This is a genomic window from Flavobacterium sp. IC2-16 (assembly GCF_055521455.1).
Genome location: NZ_CM145480.1, coordinates 938,322 through 957,964 on the forward strand (window position 1 = coordinate 938,322; position 19,643 = coordinate 957,964).

Sequence of the window (19,643 nt, forward strand, 5' to 3'; positions counted from 1 at the left end):
TCCTTTTTGGAATTTCTATTTGTATATTTGGCTTTCATCATTTTAATAACATAATGGACAATATCAAACAATACGTTCAAAACAACAAGGAACGTTTTTTAAACGAATTAATCGAATTATTAAAAATACCTTCCGTAAGTGCTGACAGTGCTTATTCTCAAGATGTTATCGATACTGCAAATGCCGTAAAAGCCAGTTTGGAAAAAGCAGGTTGCGATGTAGTAGAATTATGTGAAACGCCAGGTTATCCTATTGTTTTCGGAGAAAAAATAATTGATAAAAACCTACCTACCGTTTTAGTATATGGCCATTACGATGTTCAACCGGCAGACCCAATTGAATTATGGACCTCACCTCCATTTGAACCTGTAATAAAAGCCACAGAGTTACACCCGGAAGGCGCTATTTTTGCACGTGGAGCATGCGACGACAAAGGTCAGATGTACATGCATGTAAAAGCGTTCGAATACATGATTCAGAACAATTGCTTGCCTTGCAACGTAAAATTCATGATTGAAGGTGAAGAAGAAGTTGGTTCTGCAAGTTTAGGATGGTTTGTAGAACGCAATCAGGAAAAATTAGCTAATGACGTGATTCTGATTTCGGATACCGGAATGATTTCCAACCAACAACCCTCTATAACAACAGGGCTTCGTGGATTGAGTTATGTTGAAGTTGAAGTAACTGGGCCAAATCGCGATTTACATTCTGGGTTGTATGGAGGAGCTGTTGCCAATCCCATTAATGTGTTAACCAAAATGATTGCTTCATTACACGATGAAAACAACCATATTACTATTCCAGGTTTTTATGATAAAGTAGAAGAACTTTCATTGGCTGAAAGAGAAAAAATGGCGCAACGTCCTTTCTCTGAAGAAGAATACAAAAAAGCTTTAGACATTGATGAAGTTTATGGTGAAACAGGATACACAACCAACGAACGAAATTCCATCAGACCTACACTTGATGTTAATGGAATTTGGGGTGGATATACTGGCGAAGGCGCTAAAACGGTAATTGCCAGTAAAGCCTATGCAAAAATTTCGATGCGTTTGGTACCAAACCAAGACTGGGAAGAAATCACCGAATTGTTCAAAAACCATTTCGAAAGTATAGCGCCAAAAGCAGTAAAAGTAAAAGTGACGCCACATCATGGAGGTCAAGGATATGTAACTCCAATTGACAGTATTGGATATCAAGCTGCTGCTAAAGCTTATGCTGACACTTTTGGGGTTCAACCAATTCCGGTACGCTCTGGAGGAAGTATTCCTATTGTAGCATTGTTTGAAAAAGAATTGAAATCGAAAACCATTATGATGGGATTCGGCTTAGATAGCGATGCTATACACTCGCCAAATGAACATTTTGGTGTTTTCAACTACTTAAAAGGTATTGAGACTATTCCTTTGTTCTACAAGTATTTTGCAGATCTTTCAAAATAAAAACTAAAAAGGCATCTAAAATTTAGATGCCTTTTTTATTATTTCGCCATTTTAAACAAACCTGGCACAGAACGGTAAATATAATCGGCATGCTTACCGGTAAAATATTTATCTATTTTTTTACTAAAAGCATCTCGAGTCTTTTCATCTTTCCATTTGGCTTTAAACAACTCGTCATCTTTAGCCCATGCTTTCTCCAAATCACCTAATGCATCAACCACAAATACTTCAACAAATTCCATATTATTTGAACCCCAAGCATGATTGTATGCAAAATATCCTTGAAAAATATCATTTTTCATGGTTAAGTTATCAAAAAGCTCTTTGTTCAAATCATCAAATTCTGTCATTGTCCCATCTTTTGGAGATGCAAACTCGCTTTTTCTAACATAGTAAACCATTGGTTTATCCGGCATTTTTGAAATCATCTTACGAGCTCCATAAGTAACATAAATCTCATCCGAATGATTAGGAAGGTAGTATTTGTTGCGTTTTTCGAAAAAAGCTTTTCGTGCCTTTTCATCTGGCCAAGCCTGTTTTACCAACTCTTGGCTTTTTGTCCATGCTTTCTCAATGGCATCCCAATTTTCATAAACGCTAACAAAAATAACCTCACTGTTGTCGGCTGTGAAATAATGACTCAACACATTAGCTCCAACAATTAAATCGTTCTTTTGTGTTACTTTTTCAAAATATTCCTTTTCTAACGCCAACCACTCATCGGCTTTGGCATTTTCTGCCGCAAAGTTTCTATGCGCAGTGGTAACCGTTATGTAATACGTTTTCTTCTCTTGCCCGAAAAGCAAGGTTGGAACCAAAAAAAGAAGTAGAAAGAGGGCTTTCAGAGTTGCTGTTTTCATAATTTCAAAATTTATATTGACGAATCTGTTTACTATTCGATTTTGAAATTCGAGGCGATGTGGATTTTGAAAACATGCGGTATTCTAAACAAAGTTACGCTTTTTAATCGACCAAAATCGTTTTTTCGGAAGAGATATACTACGCATAATAAAGAAATAATGCCCTGATTCGCAAGAAAATATAAAATTTGGCGTTACATTTGCAGTATCATCATCAATCAACAATTATCATCATGTTAAAACGTTTTTTTATTCTGTGCTCTGGCGCAGATAGAACTTTGCTCGACACTTGTAGCGAAGGAGAACAAACCAAGTATGTTGGCGTAGGCGCTACCGTTTTTTTCACTGCAGTTATGGCTTTTATAGCCGGTAGTTATGCGTTATTTACCGTTTTCGACAATGTGTATTATGCGGTTTTCTTCGGAATTGTTTGGGGATTACTCATCTTCAATTTAGATCGTTTCATCGTTTCGACCATACGCAAAAGAAACAATTTTAGAAGTGAACTATTGCAGGCTTCACCACGAATAATTTTGGCCATGATTATTGCCATTGTTATTTCAAAACCTTTGGAAATCAAAATTTTCGAAAAAGAAATCAATACGGTTTTACTGAAAGAAAAAAATGAAATGGCCATTGCCAACAAAAATCAAGTAACCAATTATTTCAAAGGCGATGTGACGAAGAATCAAGCAGAAATTGACAGCATCAAGTCAAACATCAAAGCCAAAGAAAAAGAAGTAGCCTATTTATACCAATCCTACATTACCGAAGCTGAAGGCACTACCGGAACCAAGAAAATGGGAAAAGGCCCGATCTATAAAGAAAAAAGAGCCGCACATGATTTGGCTCTAAAACAGTTGGATTCGTTAAAAGCGACTTCATCTAAAACTATTGCTGAAAAAGAAGTTAGAGCCAAAACGCTGCAAGCCGATTTAGACAAAAAAGTAGCCGATTCTAAACCTATCATTGATGGTTTCGACGGACTAATGGCTCGCATTAACGCTTTGGGTAAATTGCCTTGGATACCCTCGTTTTTTATTATGCTTTTATTTTTAGCCGTGGAAACCTCTCCAATTATTGCCAAATTGTTATCGCCTCGTGGAGAATATGATTTCAAACTGGAAGACAACGAAACGGCTTTGAGAACGCATATCGAACAAAATGTATATCAGCGTAACCTTCAAAAACAAACCGATGCTAGCATATACGACAAGGTCTATGCCGATATTCGCGACGATAAAGAAATTTACGATTACAAACGCAAAGCTGCTTCTGAGTTGTTAAAATTGCAATCGGATGCGTATGTGGAGAAACAGAAAAACGTGATGTAATTCAAAAAAGGAAAAAGAGAAAAGGGAAAAATATTTCCAGAGTAATAAAAAAGGGATAAATGTTCTAAAACAGCTTATCCCTTTTTACTTTTTACTTATCCCTTATCTTACATATACTGTAAAACTTCCGCTTTTAGTTTGTCGTATTCGCCTTGAAGAATCAAACCGTTGTCTAACAATTTTTTGTAGTTCTGTAATTTGGCAAACAACTCTTCGCTAGACATTTCACTTAGTTTTTTCTCTCCGGAAGCAGCTTGTTGCACAGGCTCAGAAATCGTTTCCTGAACCACTGGAGTTGCCGGCATAATTTCCGCAAAAGAGGTTACTTCCTCTGTTTCTACTTCTTCCACAATAGCATCTACAACATCTTCCTGAACAGGAACCGTTTCCACAACCGGCGTCGCTTCTGCTACAACAGGATTTGATGCTATCGGATTTTTTAAAGCATCCATTTGTTCTTTAGCAAATGTATATAATTTACGTGCCTGGTTTTTTGGAAGGTAATCTACCGTATGCGTCAATTCGGTTTTAGTTGAGAATGTAAATTCGGAACCTAAAATACCCTCTTTAACAAAGGCTGCCGAAATTTCATCCCAATTAAAATCGATGAATTCCATGGACAATCCTAAATTTTTTGGCTTACAAATAATAATGCGCTTGTTGGTTACCACAATACTATCGGGCAATACCGTTATTGCAGGTTTTTTTTGAACAGCAATATAACCTACTTCTTCATTAGACATTAATAAATTCTCCAATTTGGAAGTAATTTTTTCAATTGCCTTAGGATCTTGATCCTCGTTTAATATTTTCTTTAAATTATCAATCATGATTGCACTGTTTTACATTAGAAAACTTGCGGCAAAAGTAATACGTATTTTTATGATTTTGCAATTTCCTCTTGTAGTTTTTTTGTTAAACTCTTATAAACCAAATCATAAGAATGATCGATAAGTTCTTTTAAAAAAACATCTGATACTGAACGGTTTATTTTTACTGTATTCCAGTGTATTTTACTCATATGATACCCAGCCTGAATATCGTCATATTGTCCACGAAGCTCTAAGGCCCAGTCGGGATCACATTTTAAATTAACTCCGGGGTTTCCATTCTCCCATTCTTGTAGGGAAGACAGAGCAAACATTTTTCCACCAACTTTAAACACCAAAGTATCTTCATCGAACGGAAAATGTTCTGTTACGCCTTTTTTAGAAAGACAATAATCGTAGTAAATATCAATTGTCATAGCTACAGTATTTTATACAAAACAGGTTTACTAGGACTGGCATCATTTTCAAAAGAAGCGAATTGCAGATTTAACAAATAACTACCATCGGTAATAGAGTCGTCCACATAAATCAATTCTGTAATGGTACTGTTTATTCGAGCATCAACATTCAAATTGGTTACATCTTTTACATTCCAGAATGCCTTGTGTGCTAATAATTTTCCTTCATCGTGTTCTTTGTCCACACTTGGCAAATCAATCAACAAGTGCAAAATGTTGCTTTCTCGGATAAACGTAGCCGCTTCTTCCAACAAATAAGCCCAATTTGTATTTGAATATTTTTTTGAGGTTTTATCTGAAGTGTTTGGTAACGTTCTAATAACAATAGCTTCGGGTGATTTTCCTTGTAATGCAGTTTCAATTTGTGCTTTGGTAATCACAAAATCGTCGCCTAATTTTTCAGGTTCAACGGTAACAATTTCGGCCGTGAAGAAAAATTGCTTCAAACATTGATTGATACTATAAAAATCCCTCGTAATATGTCCCAAGCATTCGGTGTGCGTGCCATGTCCGTGTGGATTGAAAAAAATGTTATTGAAATTCGTTGACGAACTGCCTTCAGAGACTTTTCCGATCCAGTCACCAAAACGAACCGGTTCAATTTCGGGTTTTTCGATGTACCATGCAATAGGATTTTGATCCGTATTAGACAAGGGTAATGAAATATCAAGTGGTTGCGATAAATCGACTTCTAAAAAAGTATCGTGAAGTTTTATAGTTGCTTTCATAAATATTAAACTTGTACGCCAAAAAGATAACCTACCAAGGCCGTTAATCCCATAGCTGCTGTTCCCCAAAAAGTAACACGAAGAATTGATTTAACAACATTAGACCCTCCTGCTTTAGCAGACAATGCACCTAACACAATTAAAAAGAAAATAGCTAATACATATAAATAATATTCCATATTATGAACTGGCACATAGAACGTAGCTAACAACGGTAGTATTCCTCCAGCAGAAAACGCTGCTCCCGAAGCTAAAGCGGCTTGCAACGGCTTAGCTTGGCTAATTTCATTAATTCCCAATTCATCTCTTACATGAGCTCCTAAAGCATCATGTTCTGTCAACTCTTTAGCCACCAAAAGCGCAGTTTCTTCTGTCAGACCTCTTCTTTTGTATATTTCCGCCAAAAGTTCCAATTCTAATTCGGGAGTTTCTATTAACTCTTGCTCCTCTCTTTGTATATCTGATTTTTCGATATCGGTTTGAGAACTTACCGACACATACTCCCCTGCTGCCATAGATAAAGCACCAGCAACCAAACCTGCCAGTGTTGCCAAGATAATTGGCTCTCGTGTATCACTGGCTGTAGCAACGCCAATTGCTAAACTGGCTGTCGACAAAATTCCATCATTTGCTCCTAAAACGGCTGCTCTTAACCAATTGCTTCTATGAATGAAATGTTTATCAAGATAGGTATCTAAATTTGCCTTTTGATTTTTCATAAATGATGTTTTAGATGAACAAAATTTCAACCTTTATAGAATTATTCTTCCAAATTTAACCAAAACAAATCAGAAGCAATTCCGTCGCAGAAAAATTTTCCTTTTTTAGTTGTTCGCAAAACATTATTTTCCAAAACTAATTTTTCTTCTTTTAAATAACGTTCTGCATTTTGAAGCATATACTGAAGCATATTTTCGCCAAATTCAGTTTTAATCGTATCCAAAGAAACACCCCAAATGGTTCGCAAGCCGGTCATTACATATTCATTATAGCGATCGGTTAAAGTCAAGGTTTCGATTTCATTTGGCAATTTACCCTCAACAATCGATTTGATATACATTGCATTATTGGCAATATTCCAACTTCGATTTACTCCATCATAACTATGAGCTGAAGGACCGATTCCTAAATACTTTTTTCCCAACCAATATGCCGAATTGTTTTTTGAAAAATAGTCAGGTTTTCCAAAATTAGACAATTCGTAATGCACAAAACCATTGGTTTCCAGAATATCAACCAACATTAAAAACTGCTCATGAGCAATTGCATCATCAGGTTGTGGCACAATACCTTGTTTAATAAATTTTTGCAATGCGGTTTTAGGTTCAACCGTTAAGGCATAACTGGAAATATGCGGAATTTTTAAATCTAACAGAATTTGGATGTTTTGCAACCATTTTTCGTGGGTAAGTCCTGGAATTCCATAGATTAAATCGGCAGTAATATTATCGAAATATTGAACAGCAATCTCAAGACATTTTCTAGCTTCTTCAGCATTATGAGCACGGTTCATCAACTTCAAATCTGCTTCATAAAACGATTGAATACCAATACTCAATCTGTTAATTCGGTTATTTGCTAATTCGATAATTCGCTCTTTCGTTAAATCATCCGGATTGGCTTCTACGGTAATTTCAGGATTATCGACGACCTTAAAATTGGCATAAACTTCATCAAGTAACATTTTTAAATCGGAAACTTCCAAAATACTTGGGGTTCCGCCTCCGAAATAAATCGTTTCAACAACCTCATCTGCAAACTCCGCTTTCCGCATACGGATTTCTTTGGCCAATGCCTGTATCATTTCATCTTTCTTCTTTAAGGAAGTTGAAAAATGAAAATCGCAGTAGTGACACGCTTGCTTACAAAAAGGAATATGGATGTAGATACCGCTCATATTTTTGTTAAAAGTCGCAGTCACAGTTTACAGTTCTGTAACCAAAAACTATTTTTTAATTCTTGATTCATTCTGTTTTACAAAAGCATCCCAACCCGAATAACTTTTCCCGACTTCCAGTTTGCCGGAATTGAAAAAATGACATACTGCAGCAGCCAATCCATCTGTAGAATCCAGGTTTTTAGGCAATTCTTTCAAACCAAGTAATTGTTGTAGCATTTTGGCAACCTGTTCTTTACTGGCATTACCATTACCTGTAATGGCCATTTTAATTTTCTTTGGCTCGTATTCGGTAATCGGGATTTGACGGGATAACCCGGCCGCCATAGCCACACCTTGAGCTCTTCCCAATTTCAACATCGACTGTACGTTTTTTCCAAAGAACGGTGCTTCAATAGCAATTTCATCGGGATGATAGGTGTCAATTAATTCGATAGTACGCTCAAAAATACGAGCTAAACGCATGTAATGATCGTCCATTTTGTTGAGCTGCAATTCGTTGAGCTGGATAAATTCCATCTTTTTGTTCACCACACGAATAAGTCCGAAGCCCATAATGGTCGTTCCGGGGTCAATACCTAATATAATGCGTTCGTTTGCCAATTTTATTCGTTATTTTGCGTGATGATTTCTTTCAACAACAAAGCTAAACAATTCTTGGTTCTTATAGTCAAACTTTTGATTGTAGGCGGTGCTTTTTATTTTATTTATGACCGATTGGCTTCTGAAGAACAATTGGACTGGTTCCGATTTAAAAGTTTAATTTTAGAGAAAACGTCATGGAAAAGCATTGTGTTTATTTTATTTTTATCGTTTTTAAATCGTTTTCTGGAAATTTTGAAATGGCAGAATTTAATTCAGGTAATTCGAGAAATTTCAGTAGGTGAAGCTACAAAGCAAGTTCTTGGCGCCCTGACTGCAGCACTTTTTACACCTAACGGAATTGGTGAATATGCCGGAAAGGCACTTTTTTTTGACAAATCGCAGACTAAAAAAATTATTTTTCTGAATTTGATTTGCAACGGAATCCAGATGATACTTACTATTGTTTTTGGACTATTTGGTTTATTGTATTTCAATGCGAAATTTAGCATTATTACTACTAAAACAGTCGGACTTTTATTTGGCGGACTTGTGCTGCTGATTTTGGTTTTATTCTTCACCAAAAAAATCACAATTAAAGGCTATTCACTTGAAAAACTGTTACATAAAATCAACGAAATTCCGAAATCGATTCATCAAAAAAACATTGTATTAGCCATTGGACGCTATCTTGTTTTTTCGCATCAATATTATTTCTTATTTTTAATTTTCGATGTTCAGCTACCATACCTAATACTTATGGCTGCAATAACTAGTGTTTATTTCTTAGCTTCTTCGTTACCTACATTCCAATTTTTGGATTTTGCAGTAAAAGGAAGCGTAGCCGTATATTTTTTCGGACTATTAGGTGTAAACGAATGGATTGTGGTATTTATTAGTACATTAATGTGGTTTTTGAATACTGTTATTCCGGTGTTACTGGGAAGTTATTTTGTCTTAAATTTTAAACCGCAATGGAAATCGTAAATTTATTATTCGTACTGATTTTTATCAATTACGTGTTTTTTATCGGATTACTAATCTGGGGATTTTCGAAAGTTAAATCTTTTCAGAAATCCAACGCAGAAGTTAAAACTGGATTTTCAGTTGTTATCCCGTTTCGAAATGAAGAAAAAAACTTACCCGATTTACTAGAAACGCTGTCTAAATTAAACTATCCGAAAGAGCAATTTGAAGTCATTTTTGTTAATGATGCTTCCACGGATGAATCCGAACGTGTTATCAACCGTTGGCGCATGGAAAACCCATGGATTCATCTGACTATTTTGGACAATGTACGCATTTCTAAATCGCCTAAAAAAGACGCCATTACTAGAGCAGTAACCATTGCAAAACATCCGTGGATTATAACTACCGATGCCGATTGCGAAGTTCAACCAGAGTGGCTGGCTACTTTCGATAATTATATACAAAATAATGAAGCTGAAATGATTGCCGGAGCCGTTCGCTTTCCTAAGAAAGGATTATTGCTTTCCCATTTTCAACAAATGGATTTATTGAGTTTGCAAGGAGCTACAATTGGCAGCTTTGGACTGAATGAAGCTTTTATGTGCAATGGCGCTAATTTTGCCTACACAAAACAATTCTTCCAAGAATTAGGCGGATATAGAAACAACAATCACATTGCAAGTGGAGATGATGTTTTTTTATTGCAAAACGGCTTGCATCTTGCGCCTAAGAAAGTTCATTATTTAAAAGCCAAAGATGCGATAGTTACCACCAAACCCGAAAAGAATTGGATTGCATTATTTAAGCAACGCGTGCGATGGGCATCTAAAGCCACTGCTTATAAAAGTGATTTCTCTAAAGGTTTAGCCATTATTGTACTAATAACTAATCTGGCACTTATTGTAGGTGGAATTTTTGTTTTAAAAGGATTGATGCCTTGGCAACTCTTGGCAACTTTATTTGGCATTAAGTTTTGCATTGATTTTATATTAATGCTTAAAACCAATGCTTTTTTAGAAATGCGAATGTATTCTCTACCTATCAGCAGTATACTTTACCCTATTTTTAGTACAGCCGTAGCGCTTTATTCGTTGATTGGCGGCTTTGAATGGAAACGTGAAAACATCAAATAATTAATTTTCCGATTTTACAATTACCGGTAGCATAAATTGTGTTTTTACGGGAATTCCTCGTTTAATTGCAGGATGTATTTCTGGAAAATCTACAAGTTTTGTTTTAAGAATACTGTCGATTTTAATCTTATTGTAACCAACACTATCTTTAGAAAACTGAGGCTCAAATTGCAAAGTGGCATCTGGGAATATGGTCACTTTAACCTGAAGGGTGTCGATACTTTTTGCAGTGATAGACAACGAATCTGGACTTACTTTGTCCTGTATTGCTTTTGCTAGACTTTCAAAAAAACATTGACGACGTTGTTCTTCATCAGTAATCACTTCGCAAGTTTGAACAGATGGAAAAACATCTACATTTTGCCAATCAATTTTTTTTAACTCCGTTTGAAGCAACTCCTCTTCTGATGGTGTTTTTTTATCAAAAAACTGGCAGGATGTGATTCCGAATAAAAAGAAAACCGCTATAAAAAATTTATTTAGCATCTAAATTGTACCTTTAAGTCATCAAAAATAGTGATTTTTTTATGGAATACTTTTTATTGATTGTTGGTTTTGTTTGTATGATTGTGGGTATTATTGGAAGCCTTATACCTGTTCTTCCCGGCCCATCTATTAGTTGGGTTGGCCTATTGCTTTTATATTTAACTGCAACTGTGCCTAACAACTACTGGTTTTTAGGTGTAACCTTAGCTGTTACCATACTCATAACCCTTCTAGATTATATTATTCCAGCCAAAGGCACCAAACGCTTTGGCGGAAGTTCGTATGGTGTTTGGGGCACTAACATTGGATTAGTTGTGGGTTTACTTGCTCCTATACCTTTTGGTGTAGTTATAGGACCTTTTGTGGGAGCATTGTTAGGCGAACTATTATTTGACAACAAAGACCATAAAAGAGCGTTTAAAGCCGCTACAGGATCATTTATAGGATTTTTAGCCTCTACATTTATTCAATTTGTAGTAGCTGTTGTTTTCTTGGGGTTGTTTTTACGCATTTTTTGGAAATATCGCGAAGGTTGGTTGTAACGTCTTAAAAATAAAAAAGCCCTCCAAGTAAATGGAAAGCTTTTCATTGGTCTAACTACTAAACCTGGTACTTTCGTACCTAAACAACACAACTAATTTTAAATATTTTTAGAGGGCAAAAAAGCTCCGTTGTTATCCGGAGCTTCCTCTTTACTGGCGGTCTGGACGGGACTCGAACCCGCGACCCCATGCGTGACAGGCATGTATTCTAACCAACTGAACTACCAAACCAGTGCTTTATTGCGGTTGCAAATATACAACCATTTTCAAATCCTCCAAATATTTTTTTATTTTTTTTGAAAATATTTTTCCAGCTATTATCCAAACTTTTGTTTTTCAACTAAATAAGTCGTGATAATTTTTTCAAAATTTTCATCAACATTAACTGGAACATATTTGATTTTGTATTGCGAACAGGTATTCTCAATACGATTAAAATAGCTTGCCATTACTTTTTCATACTGTTCTTTCACATTTTCGGCAAACAAATTCACAAACTCACCTGTTTCCACATCGATGAATTTTCGTGGTGCGTTATCAAAATTGAAATTAAATTCGGTTTTTCGATCAACTACATGAAACAAAACCACCTTGTGTTTGTTATGTTTTAAATGTTGTAGCGCTTTGAACAAACGTCCGTCTTCTTCGGCCTGAAACATATCGGTAAACAACACAATCATGGAACGACGATGCATTTTTTCGGCAATATGATGCAAATACGTTATGGTGTCTGTGCTTTTGGTTTCTTTAGGCGAACTTAAAACCTGCTCCATTTGATTGAGAAGCATTCGATGGTGACGATCACTCCCTTTTTCTGGTGCGTAATATTCGTACGAATCGGAATAAACACTTAATCCCACTGCGTCACGTTGCTTTTTAAGCAAGTTCATCAAAACGGCCGAGGCCAATATTGAAAATCCGATTTTATTCTCGTAAAACAACTGTCCATCCTTGAGTTTAGGATAATGCATGGACGATGAATTATCAATAATTAAATGACAACGCAAATTGGTTTCTTCTTCGAAACGCTTGGTGTATAATCTATCGGTTTTGGCATACAATTTCCAATCGATATGCTTCGTACTTTCACCGGCATTATAGATTTTATGTTCGGCAAATTCGGCAGAAAAACCATGGAACGGCGATTTGTGCATGCCCGAAATAAACCCTTCCACAATTTGGTTGGCCAACAATTCGAGATGCTGAAAACTGGATATTTTAGCGATTTGAGTATCAATCTTCATCTCTCAAAGATAGGAAAGATTGAATGATTGAAAAATTTTAAAACCAAAAGATTACAAAGAGAAAAATGATTTCCTTCATAGCCCTGATTGGAGCAAGCTACCGTGTAGCGCGGAAAGCAGGAAAATGATTTCCAAAAAAGTCCAAACTTTTGGCTCTAAAAACAAAAAAGGTCCGACTTTCGCCGAACCTTATATTTTGAACACTGTTGATTACAACAAAGCATCAATAGCTTCAGTGTATGTGTTTTTAGGAGCAACTCCCACTTGTCTTCCAACTACTTCTCCGTTTTGGAATACCAATACTGTAGGAATGTTACGTACACCATATTTTGCAGCAAACTCTTGGTTCGCATCTACATCTACTTTACCGATTACGGCTTTACCAGCATATTCCTCACTAATTTGGTCAATGATAGGCGCTACCATACGACACGGTCCACACCAAGCAGCCCAAAAATCTACTAATACAGGTTTATCTGATTTTAATACTACTTCTTCAAAAGTAGCATCTGTAATTGCTAATGCCATTTTAATGTTGTTTAAAATTTGAATAACAAAAATACTATATTATTTGAATAATGCTAATTACTTAAAATCAGTTTTATTGATAGTTCCATAAAGGAAACTCATACTACTACGAATTGTTTATGCTTACTTTTTGAGATTTCATTTTAGTTCCATCTACGGTAACAATCTCGATAAAATATTCATAAATAACCCCTAATTCGGTTTTCTCGTCGATAAACCCTCGTTCTGAAAACACACAAGGAATTCGCACAAAGCCAGCTTCTCCAGAACGTTTAAACAATTTTATTTCTTGAACATCCGACAACACTATCCCTTCAATTTGCAATATAACTTTTTTAGCTACCTCATCTTTCACTGCAAGCAAACGGATTGCATCACCATTGCCTTTAGTTGTAGTTACTCCTATTTTGTTGGAAGGTTTCGAAACCAATTTGGCAGAATCGATAGCTTTAATATAGTACTCTAACTGACCTCTGTTTTTTGAAGCATTACTATATGAAGTTTCAGTTATAGGTTCGCTATTGACTTTTATTTCCCGACCATTGTATATTTCGTAAACATCATACCCTAAAATTGCATCAGTGCGAACTGCATCCCATTTTAAAATTATCTGATTGTTTTCATAATTAGCTTCACGTAAAAAAGGAGCTTGTGGCGGAATTACATCGGGCAACTGAACCCAAACTGCAGCTTGTGGACTTTCGTTAAACGATTTATCAACGGCTGTTATTTTATAAATAAATTTGGTTCCTGCCTTTTCATTAAAAACATCTACAAATGTAGTTTGTGTTTGCGGAGTTACGTTTAACAATAACATTTCGTTTTCATCATCATCTTTTAAACCACGATAAATACGATAACCTTGTAAATCTTTTTCGGTGTTTGCTCGCCATGTTAATGTAATTTTTCCAGGTTCCGATTTAAACACTACGCCAGCTGGCATCATAGGAGCATCATGATCTGGCACAAAAACACTTGTTGCCATTGTTTTGCTCACATTATCCGCTTTATCAACCGCTTCGATTTGGTATTGTAATGTTCCAAAAGTTGTAGCATCCAACTTCTCCACATATTTTGTTTCCGAAAGTACTGTATTGTTACTCTTTTTGAAGGTTTTTCCTTTATCCACACTTTTCAAAACATTATATCCAGCAACATCTTTATCAGAAGATGGCAACCAAGTCAAAACAATTTCATCATTGTTTCGTTCTGCTTTAAATCCTTTAACTATGGCTGGAGGCGTAGCGTCTTTAACTTCTATTTTCAATTCTACCGAAGGTTTGCTTTCGGTGTTTAGAAAAGTAATTCCTTTTAAAACATAGATGTAGGTTCCCGCTTGAAGATTAACGTCTGTATACCCAACATTGTATTTTCCTTGCTCTAAATTTGACTGTATGGGCTCGGCATTAATTTTAGTACCGTTACGATAAATATTATACCCCATAAATGCTTCGTTGTTTTTCCAAGCCAACTTTACACTTTGCTTTTCCTGAGAAAGCGTACCATTTTCGGGAGCAGCATCTAATTCTCCAGCTATTAAACCTTCCAATTGTGAGATTGTTTTACCCGAAGAATCAACCAATTTGTAATTGTACTTTTTTCCGTTAACCGCTGTATTATCTTCAAAAAACAATCCTAGATGTTTTGCCAATTGATTATCGAAAATAGCCGCCAAAGCCAATTGATAATTTTCATAGGCTTTTTTATTAGCATCCGATTCTTTTGAATTTTTGTTTTTGATGTAAAACGCATACGATTTATCATTTGGGAATGGATTTTTAGAAGATTTCAACTCCGATTCCAAAATAACCGCAGATGGAACAATAGCTGTCGAGTTCAATTTTTGCCACGAACCATTCGATTCACTTCGTAAAATATCAAAGGAAGTATTGTTTTTCAAATTTTTAGACATCCATTTCAATTGAACGTTTTTTCCCGATGTTGCTCCAAACAATTGATAGTCTTGAGCGTTCATCACCGATGAAGCTAACATTACAACAAACAGTATATATATCTTTTTCATTTTTTCTTTATTAATCGATTATAAACTAATGCTAAAACCTCCGTTGGACGACCAACGTGCATGCAACGTAAAATTCGGAATCCAGCGATGTACATCACATTCCACACTACCATCAAAAACAACTGGATTTGGCATGGAAACGGATAAATTGGCTGATACACCACAACTTCCGCTAATACAACCTTCATACACCCACAAGTCCACACAACCTTTACCGTAAGCTCGACCAGTAAACCAAGCTTTACCTGTTGCTTGAAAAGGCGCATAGGCAACATCTAGTGAAGCCCCTAAATCGGATGTCAAACGTCCTTGTGCTGAAGCTACACCCAAATCCAAACCTTTCCAACCCGAATCGTAATGATTATTGAACCCAATTCCCACTTTTTTGGTGTCAAAATTCAACCAAACACCTGTTGAAAATCCGTTACCACACAATACTTCTGCAGTAATTGGTGCATCTTTGCTTCCCACATTCAGATAAAAATCATCGGCTCCGAAATGAAAATTAATAGCGTCTTCATTGGCAGCTCCTTCATTAATACATACAATATCTTTGATACCGCCCCAAATCTGCCCTTTACCGTCTAAATATTTATCTACCCAATTTAACTGACCGTTTAGACGCGCCTGAACCAATCCGGGGTTGTTACCGTTCAAAGCAATTGCATCACCTTTTACATAATAACTAATTCCATCTATACTCCACCCTTTAAACTGTGTTACCACCTGCACATGACCGTGAAGCGTCGCTCCGTTGTCGTAAGCAGTTTGCACATCGGCTTCTGCAGCAATTCCTAAAGAATAGGATTTATTTGGAACCATATCTGTAATTTGTCCTAAATTATTATAGGTTGGCTGGATGTGGTAATAGGTTTTTCCGCCAAATCCGTTAGCTTCCAAAATCCCTGGCACAATTGGAATTTTCACAACTCCTTTTTGATGAAAAGAGAAAAACCAATACGTATAATTGCCATTATTAGCCAGTGTTTTACCCAAAACCATTTTTGCATCCAATTCTTTTGCATTTGGTTCTTTAGCTTCATAGTAACCTCCTAATTCGAAATAATTCCCCCAAGTAGGATCGTTTGTTTTTATCTTAAATCCGCCACCAAAACGCTGAGCTCCATCTTCGTAAGCCCCATTTACAGCTTTACCATCATCTGAAATTTCAATAGTATTTTCAAGCGGCGACATATAATGCTCGACTAGTCCGCTTGGTCCTTTTAATCCTCCCTTAGGCGTATTAATTCCACCTCCAAGATTTGGATTAATTTGGTTCGAATTATAATCGATTGCGCCGTCAAAAGTGTTCAGTTTTGGCTCTGTACCATGATATAGAAACCCCATTTCTTTTTTAGTGGTTGTGGCTATTTTTTCACCAAGAATCAAATCACCTGAAAACAAAAATTGCGCATCAGTTTTAACCGTATTTCGTTTGATTTTCATTTTATCAATTCCGAAACTAAAGCGATAATAATTAGCCCATCTTTTGGTTCCTTCACAAACTGACTCGGAGTTATCTGCAAAATTTGTATTATAGGAAACAGCTCCAGAAGCATTTACATACAAATCGCACATTGACAAATTATTAGTTTCAAACCCTTTGTTTTCGCTATTCTTAATAGTTAAGTTTGGCGACAGAACGATGGTATTTCCCTCTAGGCGCCCAGACCATAATGTTACATAAGCAAAATCACCCGACTGACTTTTCGATAAATAGTATTTTTTTGTATAATCGAAACTCAAATTAATTTCTTGAATTTTTTTATCATCAATGGTAATCATTAGGCCAGCCCAATCGTTTACAAAAGGAACATACAAGCTGCCTTCTACATCCAGATAAACCAATTTGTTGTTTTTAATCATAAACGATGATTTCTTCAGTTTCGATGTAAAACCCGCTATATCCGCAACACTTTTAGTCTCTACACCCGGTTTGGTATTCGTAGTATATCCGTTTCCTTTGTTGTAGATTTTATCGAAAGACATATCTAAGACAGACTTTTTAGAATCTCCTGTTTTTTGAGGAAGATTAACCTCAACTCCAAATTTATCAAAATTCAATCCGTTGTTATACGATTCGAATTTAGATTCGATTTGACCATGATCGGAAAAATGTACATACGTTTCTGTAACTTTTGCCCAAACAGAACCGTCTTCGTTAATTTTCCATTTTAAAGGCGATGGAAACTGATAATGGAAATTTAAGTTTTTCTGATCTTTAAACGGAATCACCAAAACGGCAAAGTTATTAGCAATCATACTTGTTGGCAATGCTTTAGGAACCTTAACTTTCCCACTTAAATTAGTGGTTGCTTCTAGTTTTTTTACACCTACTTTCATACCGTTTAACGCATCAAAATCAACACTAATACCAGAATTTTCAAGGTTTTGCATGGCTTTGTTTTTCATAACAACGGTGCCCTCAAATTTATTGGCAAAACTCATCGTTAATAATCCTTCACCATCCGATTCAAATTCATATTGCTGGCTTGAACTTGTAGCTCCTGTTTGCCAAATAAACCAATTTGAAAACCATTTAAGCGTCACTTTCCCTTCGGTGACTCCGGCGTCTTTTGTTGTTTTAAAAAGTTTATTTTCGGCATCCATAGCGCCTTCAAGTTTGACATTCATTTTCATAGCATTTAATGCCAACTGAAAAGCGCCTTCGCAGTCTTTTTGTGTACTTAAATCAATACGATTATTGGGAAACATCCCTTTTGTATTAATTTCGATTACTCCTTCAATAGCTCCCCATTGGTATTTTTGTGTTTTAGGCATGTACAAAATTGGCCTTACCTTTAGGTTACTAAAGTTAAATGTAACTTCTTTGCCTCCTTCCCATAACAACATTTTACCAGACCCCGAAAACTTATCTTGATCTTTATTGAAAATCTGAGTTACTTGAACCGGGTATCCATTAATGTATAAACTTTTTAAATGAGCCAATTCACTGTTATCTTCAACAATTTCATAGATTTCAATGGTACTTTTATCTACCACTTGTTTTGTAGCATCGTAGGCCACAACTCGCCAAGCTATTTTACCGGTACCTGTTGTCCATGAATTAGGAAGATCAACAAACAATTCTTTGGTTTGTTTGCTAGCGTAAAAAGCATCTTTGCTTGTAAACAAACTCTCCGTTAAATTAGTCCAATTGGTTATCTTTTTACTTTGTGAGTAACTATCGGTAAACTGAACTTCGTAGTTTACTACGGTTTTATTTTTAGAAGCTGTCCAGGAGAATTTCAGTCCATAACCAGCCGTTATTTTTTCACTTTGAATTGGAGCTATCAATTTAATGTTATCTGCAATTGGCGCATCAGCAATTTCGAATGACTCTACAACGCTTTTCTCAATCACTTTCTTAGAAGCATCTAACGCCACTACTCGCCAAGCATATTTTCCTTTATCGGCTGCATATTTGGGTTCTAATGCCACACTCAAGTTTTGACCAGCCGCTATGACATTATAATTATACTGATCATAAAACAACTCTTCCGACACTTCACTCCATTCCTTAATCGATTTTTTCTCGTTGATTTGTTTGGTATACTGCACTTGATATTCCTTAACATTCGGATTTTTAGAAACTGTCCAAGAAAAACTAAACCCATAACCACTATTAACATGCTGGCGGTTTATAGGATATACTGGTTTCATAGTTGAAATCAAACCTGGATTTTGTGGTAAAACCATATTATCTGCTCCTTTGTATTCGAAGCTACACACTTCACTATTCCCTTTGTTTTGCAAATTCAATGTAGATTCGGAAGTTGAACGTGTTCCAGTAGGAAGCAAAGAAACTCGCCAAGCATACTTTCTTCCTTTTCTTAATTGAGGTTGAGATGGACCATATACAAAAGAAAATGAGTTCGTTATTGTTTCGAAAAATGCTGGTGTTGTTGCACTATTCATTGCTTCGTTTGGATTACGAGTGCTGGGAACAAGCTCAACAATTTTTAATTTATACTGACTCCCAACTGGCGCACTTTGTGGTGGCAACCAAGAAAAAATTACATTCTGAATTGTTCCTGCTACAATTGGCTCTTCACAACGAGGCGCAATTAATTGCGGAGGTGTTATTTGATATACCGAAAAAACATTACTACATCCTAAAGGCTCGGGGCTACTTAAAGGCGTTCCCGTAGCATAATCTAAAATTTGAATGCAAATGGTGTAATTTCCTTCTGGTATCCCAGAACCACGATATAAATCATTTTTAGAAATTCCGGTAACTTGAACAGCGTTTAAATCTAAATAGTTTCGCAAATCAATACCTGTCAAAACTTTTTGCTGATAAGCTGTTAATTGAATTGGCGTTGCAGGAAGATACGTATCGGATGTAGCTACTGTTATTCCATTATCACCCGTTATAGTCGCTTTCAAACGCACCGAGGCGTTGGTATACGACAATACGGTTGCAATTACCCTGTTCGGACTATTCAAATAATCCGGCAAATAAGTTGAATAAGGAGGCAAAACCTGCACCGTAACGTTTACAGTTGGTGACGTTTGTGCACCTACAAATTCGGTTGCCAAAAGGAGCAACAAAAAAATTATCTTAAAATATTTTTTCATAATCAT

Annotated in this window: 17 protein-coding genes and 1 tRNA gene; 5 read left to right on the forward strand and 13 right to left on the reverse strand. The window is 36.1% G+C overall.

Going from position 1 to position 19,643, the window contains the following annotated elements; genetic code table 11:
- The first annotated feature begins 53 nt into the window (after window positions 1–53).
- The gene (locus ACZ1JT_RS04200; RefSeq protein ID WP_465094908.1) at window positions 54–1,442 is read left to right on the forward strand and encodes a dipeptidase; all 1,389 of its coding nucleotides are present in this window, start codon (window positions 54–56) and stop codon (window positions 1,440–1,442) included.
- Window positions 1,443–1,480: 38 nt separating this feature from the next.
- Here ACZ1JT_RS04200 and ACZ1JT_RS04205 read toward each other — a convergent pair whose 3' ends face one another.
- Window positions 1,481–2,302 (reverse strand): hypothetical protein, encoded by an 822-nt coding sequence (locus tag ACZ1JT_RS04205; protein ID WP_465094909.1) that lies wholly within the window; start codon window positions 2,300–2,302, stop codon window positions 1,481–1,483.
- A 233-nt stretch (window positions 2,303–2,535) separates the two neighbouring features.
- On the opposite strand from ACZ1JT_RS04205, the gene ACZ1JT_RS04210 reads away from it, so the two are divergent.
- A complete protein-coding gene (locus ACZ1JT_RS04210) occupies window positions 2,536–3,636 on the forward strand; it encodes a DUF4407 domain-containing protein (protein WP_465094910.1) in 1,101 nt (366 codons plus the stop codon).
- Window positions 3,637–3,743: 107 nt separating this feature from the next.
- Here ACZ1JT_RS04210 and ACZ1JT_RS04215 read toward each other — a convergent pair whose 3' ends face one another.
- The 6 genes from ACZ1JT_RS04215 to ruvC are packed head-to-tail and all read right to left on the reverse strand — an operon-like array spanning window position 3,744 to window position 8,152.
- Entirely contained in the window at window positions 3,744–4,466 is a 723-nt protein-coding gene (locus ACZ1JT_RS04215) for a PH domain-containing protein (RefSeq protein ID WP_465094911.1), read from the reverse strand.
- 50 nt (window positions 4,467–4,516) lie between these two features.
- On the reverse strand, window positions 4,517–4,882 hold the full coding sequence (locus ACZ1JT_RS04220) for an MmcQ/YjbR family DNA-binding protein (RefSeq protein ID WP_465094912.1): 366 nt from the start codon (window positions 4,880–4,882) through the stop codon (window positions 4,517–4,519).
- 2 nt (window positions 4,883–4,884) lie between these two features.
- Entirely contained in the window at window positions 4,885–5,652 is a 768-nt protein-coding gene (locus tag ACZ1JT_RS04225) for a cyclase family protein (RefSeq protein WP_465094913.1), read from the reverse strand.
- A 5-nt stretch (window positions 5,653–5,657) separates the two neighbouring features.
- Entirely contained in the window at window positions 5,658–6,371 is a 714-nt protein-coding gene (locus ACZ1JT_RS04230) for a VIT1/CCC1 transporter family protein (protein ID WP_465094914.1), read from the reverse strand.
- A gap of 41 nt (window positions 6,372–6,412) precedes the next feature.
- Entirely contained in the window at window positions 6,413–7,549 is a 1,137-nt protein-coding gene (hemW, locus tag ACZ1JT_RS04235) for a radical SAM family heme chaperone HemW (RefSeq protein ID WP_465094915.1), read from the reverse strand.
- A 48-nt stretch (window positions 7,550–7,597) separates the two neighbouring features.
- Window positions 7,598–8,152, reverse strand: a complete 555-nt coding sequence (gene ruvC, locus ACZ1JT_RS04240; protein WP_465094916.1) for a crossover junction endodeoxyribonuclease RuvC — start codon at window positions 8,150–8,152, stop codon at window positions 7,598–7,600.
- 21 nt (window positions 8,153–8,173) lie between these two features.
- Here ruvC and ACZ1JT_RS04245 point away from each other — a divergent pair, with 21 nt between their 5' ends.
- Both ACZ1JT_RS04245 and ACZ1JT_RS04250 read left to right on the forward strand, forming a co-directional pair.
- On the forward strand, window positions 8,174–9,118 hold the full coding sequence (locus ACZ1JT_RS04245; RefSeq protein ID WP_465094917.1) for a lysylphosphatidylglycerol synthase domain-containing protein: 945 nt from the start codon (window positions 8,174–8,176) through the stop codon (window positions 9,116–9,118).
- The gene (locus tag ACZ1JT_RS04250) at window positions 9,106–10,233 is read left to right on the forward strand and encodes a glycosyltransferase family 2 protein (RefSeq protein ID WP_465094918.1); all 1,128 of its coding nucleotides are present in this window, start codon (window positions 9,106–9,108) and stop codon (window positions 10,231–10,233) included. The genes ACZ1JT_RS04245 and ACZ1JT_RS04250 overlap by 13 nt, the downstream gene beginning before the upstream one ends.
- Here ACZ1JT_RS04250 and ACZ1JT_RS04255 read toward each other — a convergent pair whose 3' ends face one another.
- Window positions 10,234–10,719: a hypothetical protein gene (locus ACZ1JT_RS04255; RefSeq protein WP_465094919.1), complete on the reverse strand. Its 486-nt coding sequence runs from the start codon at window positions 10,717–10,719 to the stop codon at window positions 10,234–10,236.
- 41 nt (window positions 10,720–10,760) lie between these two features.
- On the opposite strand from ACZ1JT_RS04255, the gene ACZ1JT_RS04260 reads away from it, so the two are divergent.
- Complete coding sequence (locus ACZ1JT_RS04260; RefSeq protein WP_465094920.1) at window positions 10,761–11,261, forward strand: DUF456 domain-containing protein; 501 nt, start codon at window positions 10,761–10,763, stop codon at window positions 11,259–11,261.
- A 154-nt stretch (window positions 11,262–11,415) separates the two neighbouring features.
- Here the strand turns inward: ACZ1JT_RS04260 and ACZ1JT_RS04265 are convergent.
- The 5 genes from ACZ1JT_RS04265 to ACZ1JT_RS04285 all read right to left on the reverse strand — a co-directional run bounded on the left by ACZ1JT_RS04265 (window position 11,416) and on the right by ACZ1JT_RS04285 (window position 19,637).
- Window positions 11,416–11,492, reverse strand: a tRNA-Asp gene (locus ACZ1JT_RS04265).
- An 86-nt stretch (window positions 11,493–11,578) separates the two neighbouring features.
- Window positions 11,579–12,505, reverse strand: coding sequence for a DUF58 domain-containing protein (locus ACZ1JT_RS04270; protein WP_465094921.1), 927 nt, complete (start codon window positions 12,503–12,505; stop codon window positions 11,579–11,581).
- A 210-nt stretch (window positions 12,506–12,715) separates the two neighbouring features.
- The gene (gene trxA / locus ACZ1JT_RS04275) at window positions 12,716–13,033 is read right to left on the reverse strand and encodes a thioredoxin (protein WP_313805038.1); all 318 of its coding nucleotides are present in this window, start codon (window positions 13,031–13,033) and stop codon (window positions 12,716–12,718) included.
- 106 nt (window positions 13,034–13,139) lie between these two features.
- Entirely contained in the window at window positions 13,140–15,056 is a 1,917-nt protein-coding gene (locus ACZ1JT_RS04280) for a fibronectin type III domain-containing protein (protein ID WP_465094922.1), read from the reverse strand.
- A gap of 18 nt (window positions 15,057–15,074) precedes the next feature.
- Window positions 15,075–19,637: a hypothetical protein gene (locus tag ACZ1JT_RS04285; protein ID WP_465094923.1), complete on the reverse strand. Its 4,563-nt coding sequence runs from the start codon at window positions 19,635–19,637 to the stop codon at window positions 15,075–15,077.
- Window positions 19,638–19,643: the final 6 nt, after the last annotated feature.

Excerpts from the sequence above, each read along its gene's own strand:
- ACZ1JT_RS04200 (WP_465094908.1), top strand. The coding sequence starts at position 54 with ATGGACAATATCAAACAATACGTTCAAAACAACAAGGAACGTTTTTTA.
- ACZ1JT_RS04205 (WP_465094909.1), bottom strand. The coding sequence starts at position 2,302 with ATGAAAACAGCAACTCTGAAAGCCCTCTTTCTACTTCTTTTTTTGGTT.
- ACZ1JT_RS04210 (WP_465094910.1), top strand. The coding sequence starts at position 2,536 with ATGTTAAAACGTTTTTTTATTCTGTGCTCTGGCGCAGATAGAACTTTG.
- ACZ1JT_RS04215 (WP_465094911.1), bottom strand. The coding sequence starts at position 4,466 with ATGATTGATAATTTAAAGAAAATATTAAACGAGGATCAAGATCCTAAG.
- ACZ1JT_RS04220 (WP_465094912.1), bottom strand. The coding sequence starts at position 4,882 with ATGACAATTGATATTTACTACGATTATTGTCTTTCTAAAAAAGGCGTA.
- ACZ1JT_RS04225 (WP_465094913.1), bottom strand. The coding sequence starts at position 5,652 with ATGAAAGCAACTATAAAACTTCACGATACTTTTTTAGAAGTCGATTTA.
- ACZ1JT_RS04230 (WP_465094914.1), bottom strand. The coding sequence starts at position 6,371 with ATGAAAAATCAAAAGGCAAATTTAGATACCTATCTTGATAAACATTTC.
- hemW (WP_465094915.1), bottom strand. The coding sequence starts at position 7,549 with ATGAGCGGTATCTACATCCATATTCCTTTTTGTAAGCAAGCGTGTCAC.
- ACZ1JT_RS04245 (WP_465094917.1), top strand. The coding sequence starts at position 8,174 with ATGATTTCTTTCAACAACAAAGCTAAACAATTCTTGGTTCTTATAGTC.
- ACZ1JT_RS04250 (WP_465094918.1), top strand. The coding sequence starts at position 9,106 with ATGGAAATCGTAAATTTATTATTCGTACTGATTTTTATCAATTACGTG.
- ACZ1JT_RS04255 (WP_465094919.1), bottom strand. The coding sequence starts at position 10,719 with ATGCTAAATAAATTTTTTATAGCGGTTTTCTTTTTATTCGGAATCACA.
- ACZ1JT_RS04260 (WP_465094920.1), top strand. The coding sequence starts at position 10,761 with ATGGAATACTTTTTATTGATTGTTGGTTTTGTTTGTATGATTGTGGGT.
- ACZ1JT_RS04270 (WP_465094921.1), bottom strand. The coding sequence starts at position 12,505 with ATGAAGATTGATACTCAAATCGCTAAAATATCCAGTTTTCAGCATCTC.
- trxA (WP_313805038.1), bottom strand. The coding sequence starts at position 13,033 with ATGGCATTAGCAATTACAGATGCTACTTTTGAAGAAGTAGTATTAAAA.
- ACZ1JT_RS04280 (WP_465094922.1), bottom strand. The coding sequence starts at position 15,056 with ATGAAAAAGATATATATACTGTTTGTTGTAATGTTAGCTTCATCGGTG.
- ACZ1JT_RS04285 (WP_465094923.1), bottom strand. The coding sequence starts at position 19,637 with ATGAAAAAATATTTTAAGATAATTTTTTTGTTGCTCCTTTTGGCAACC.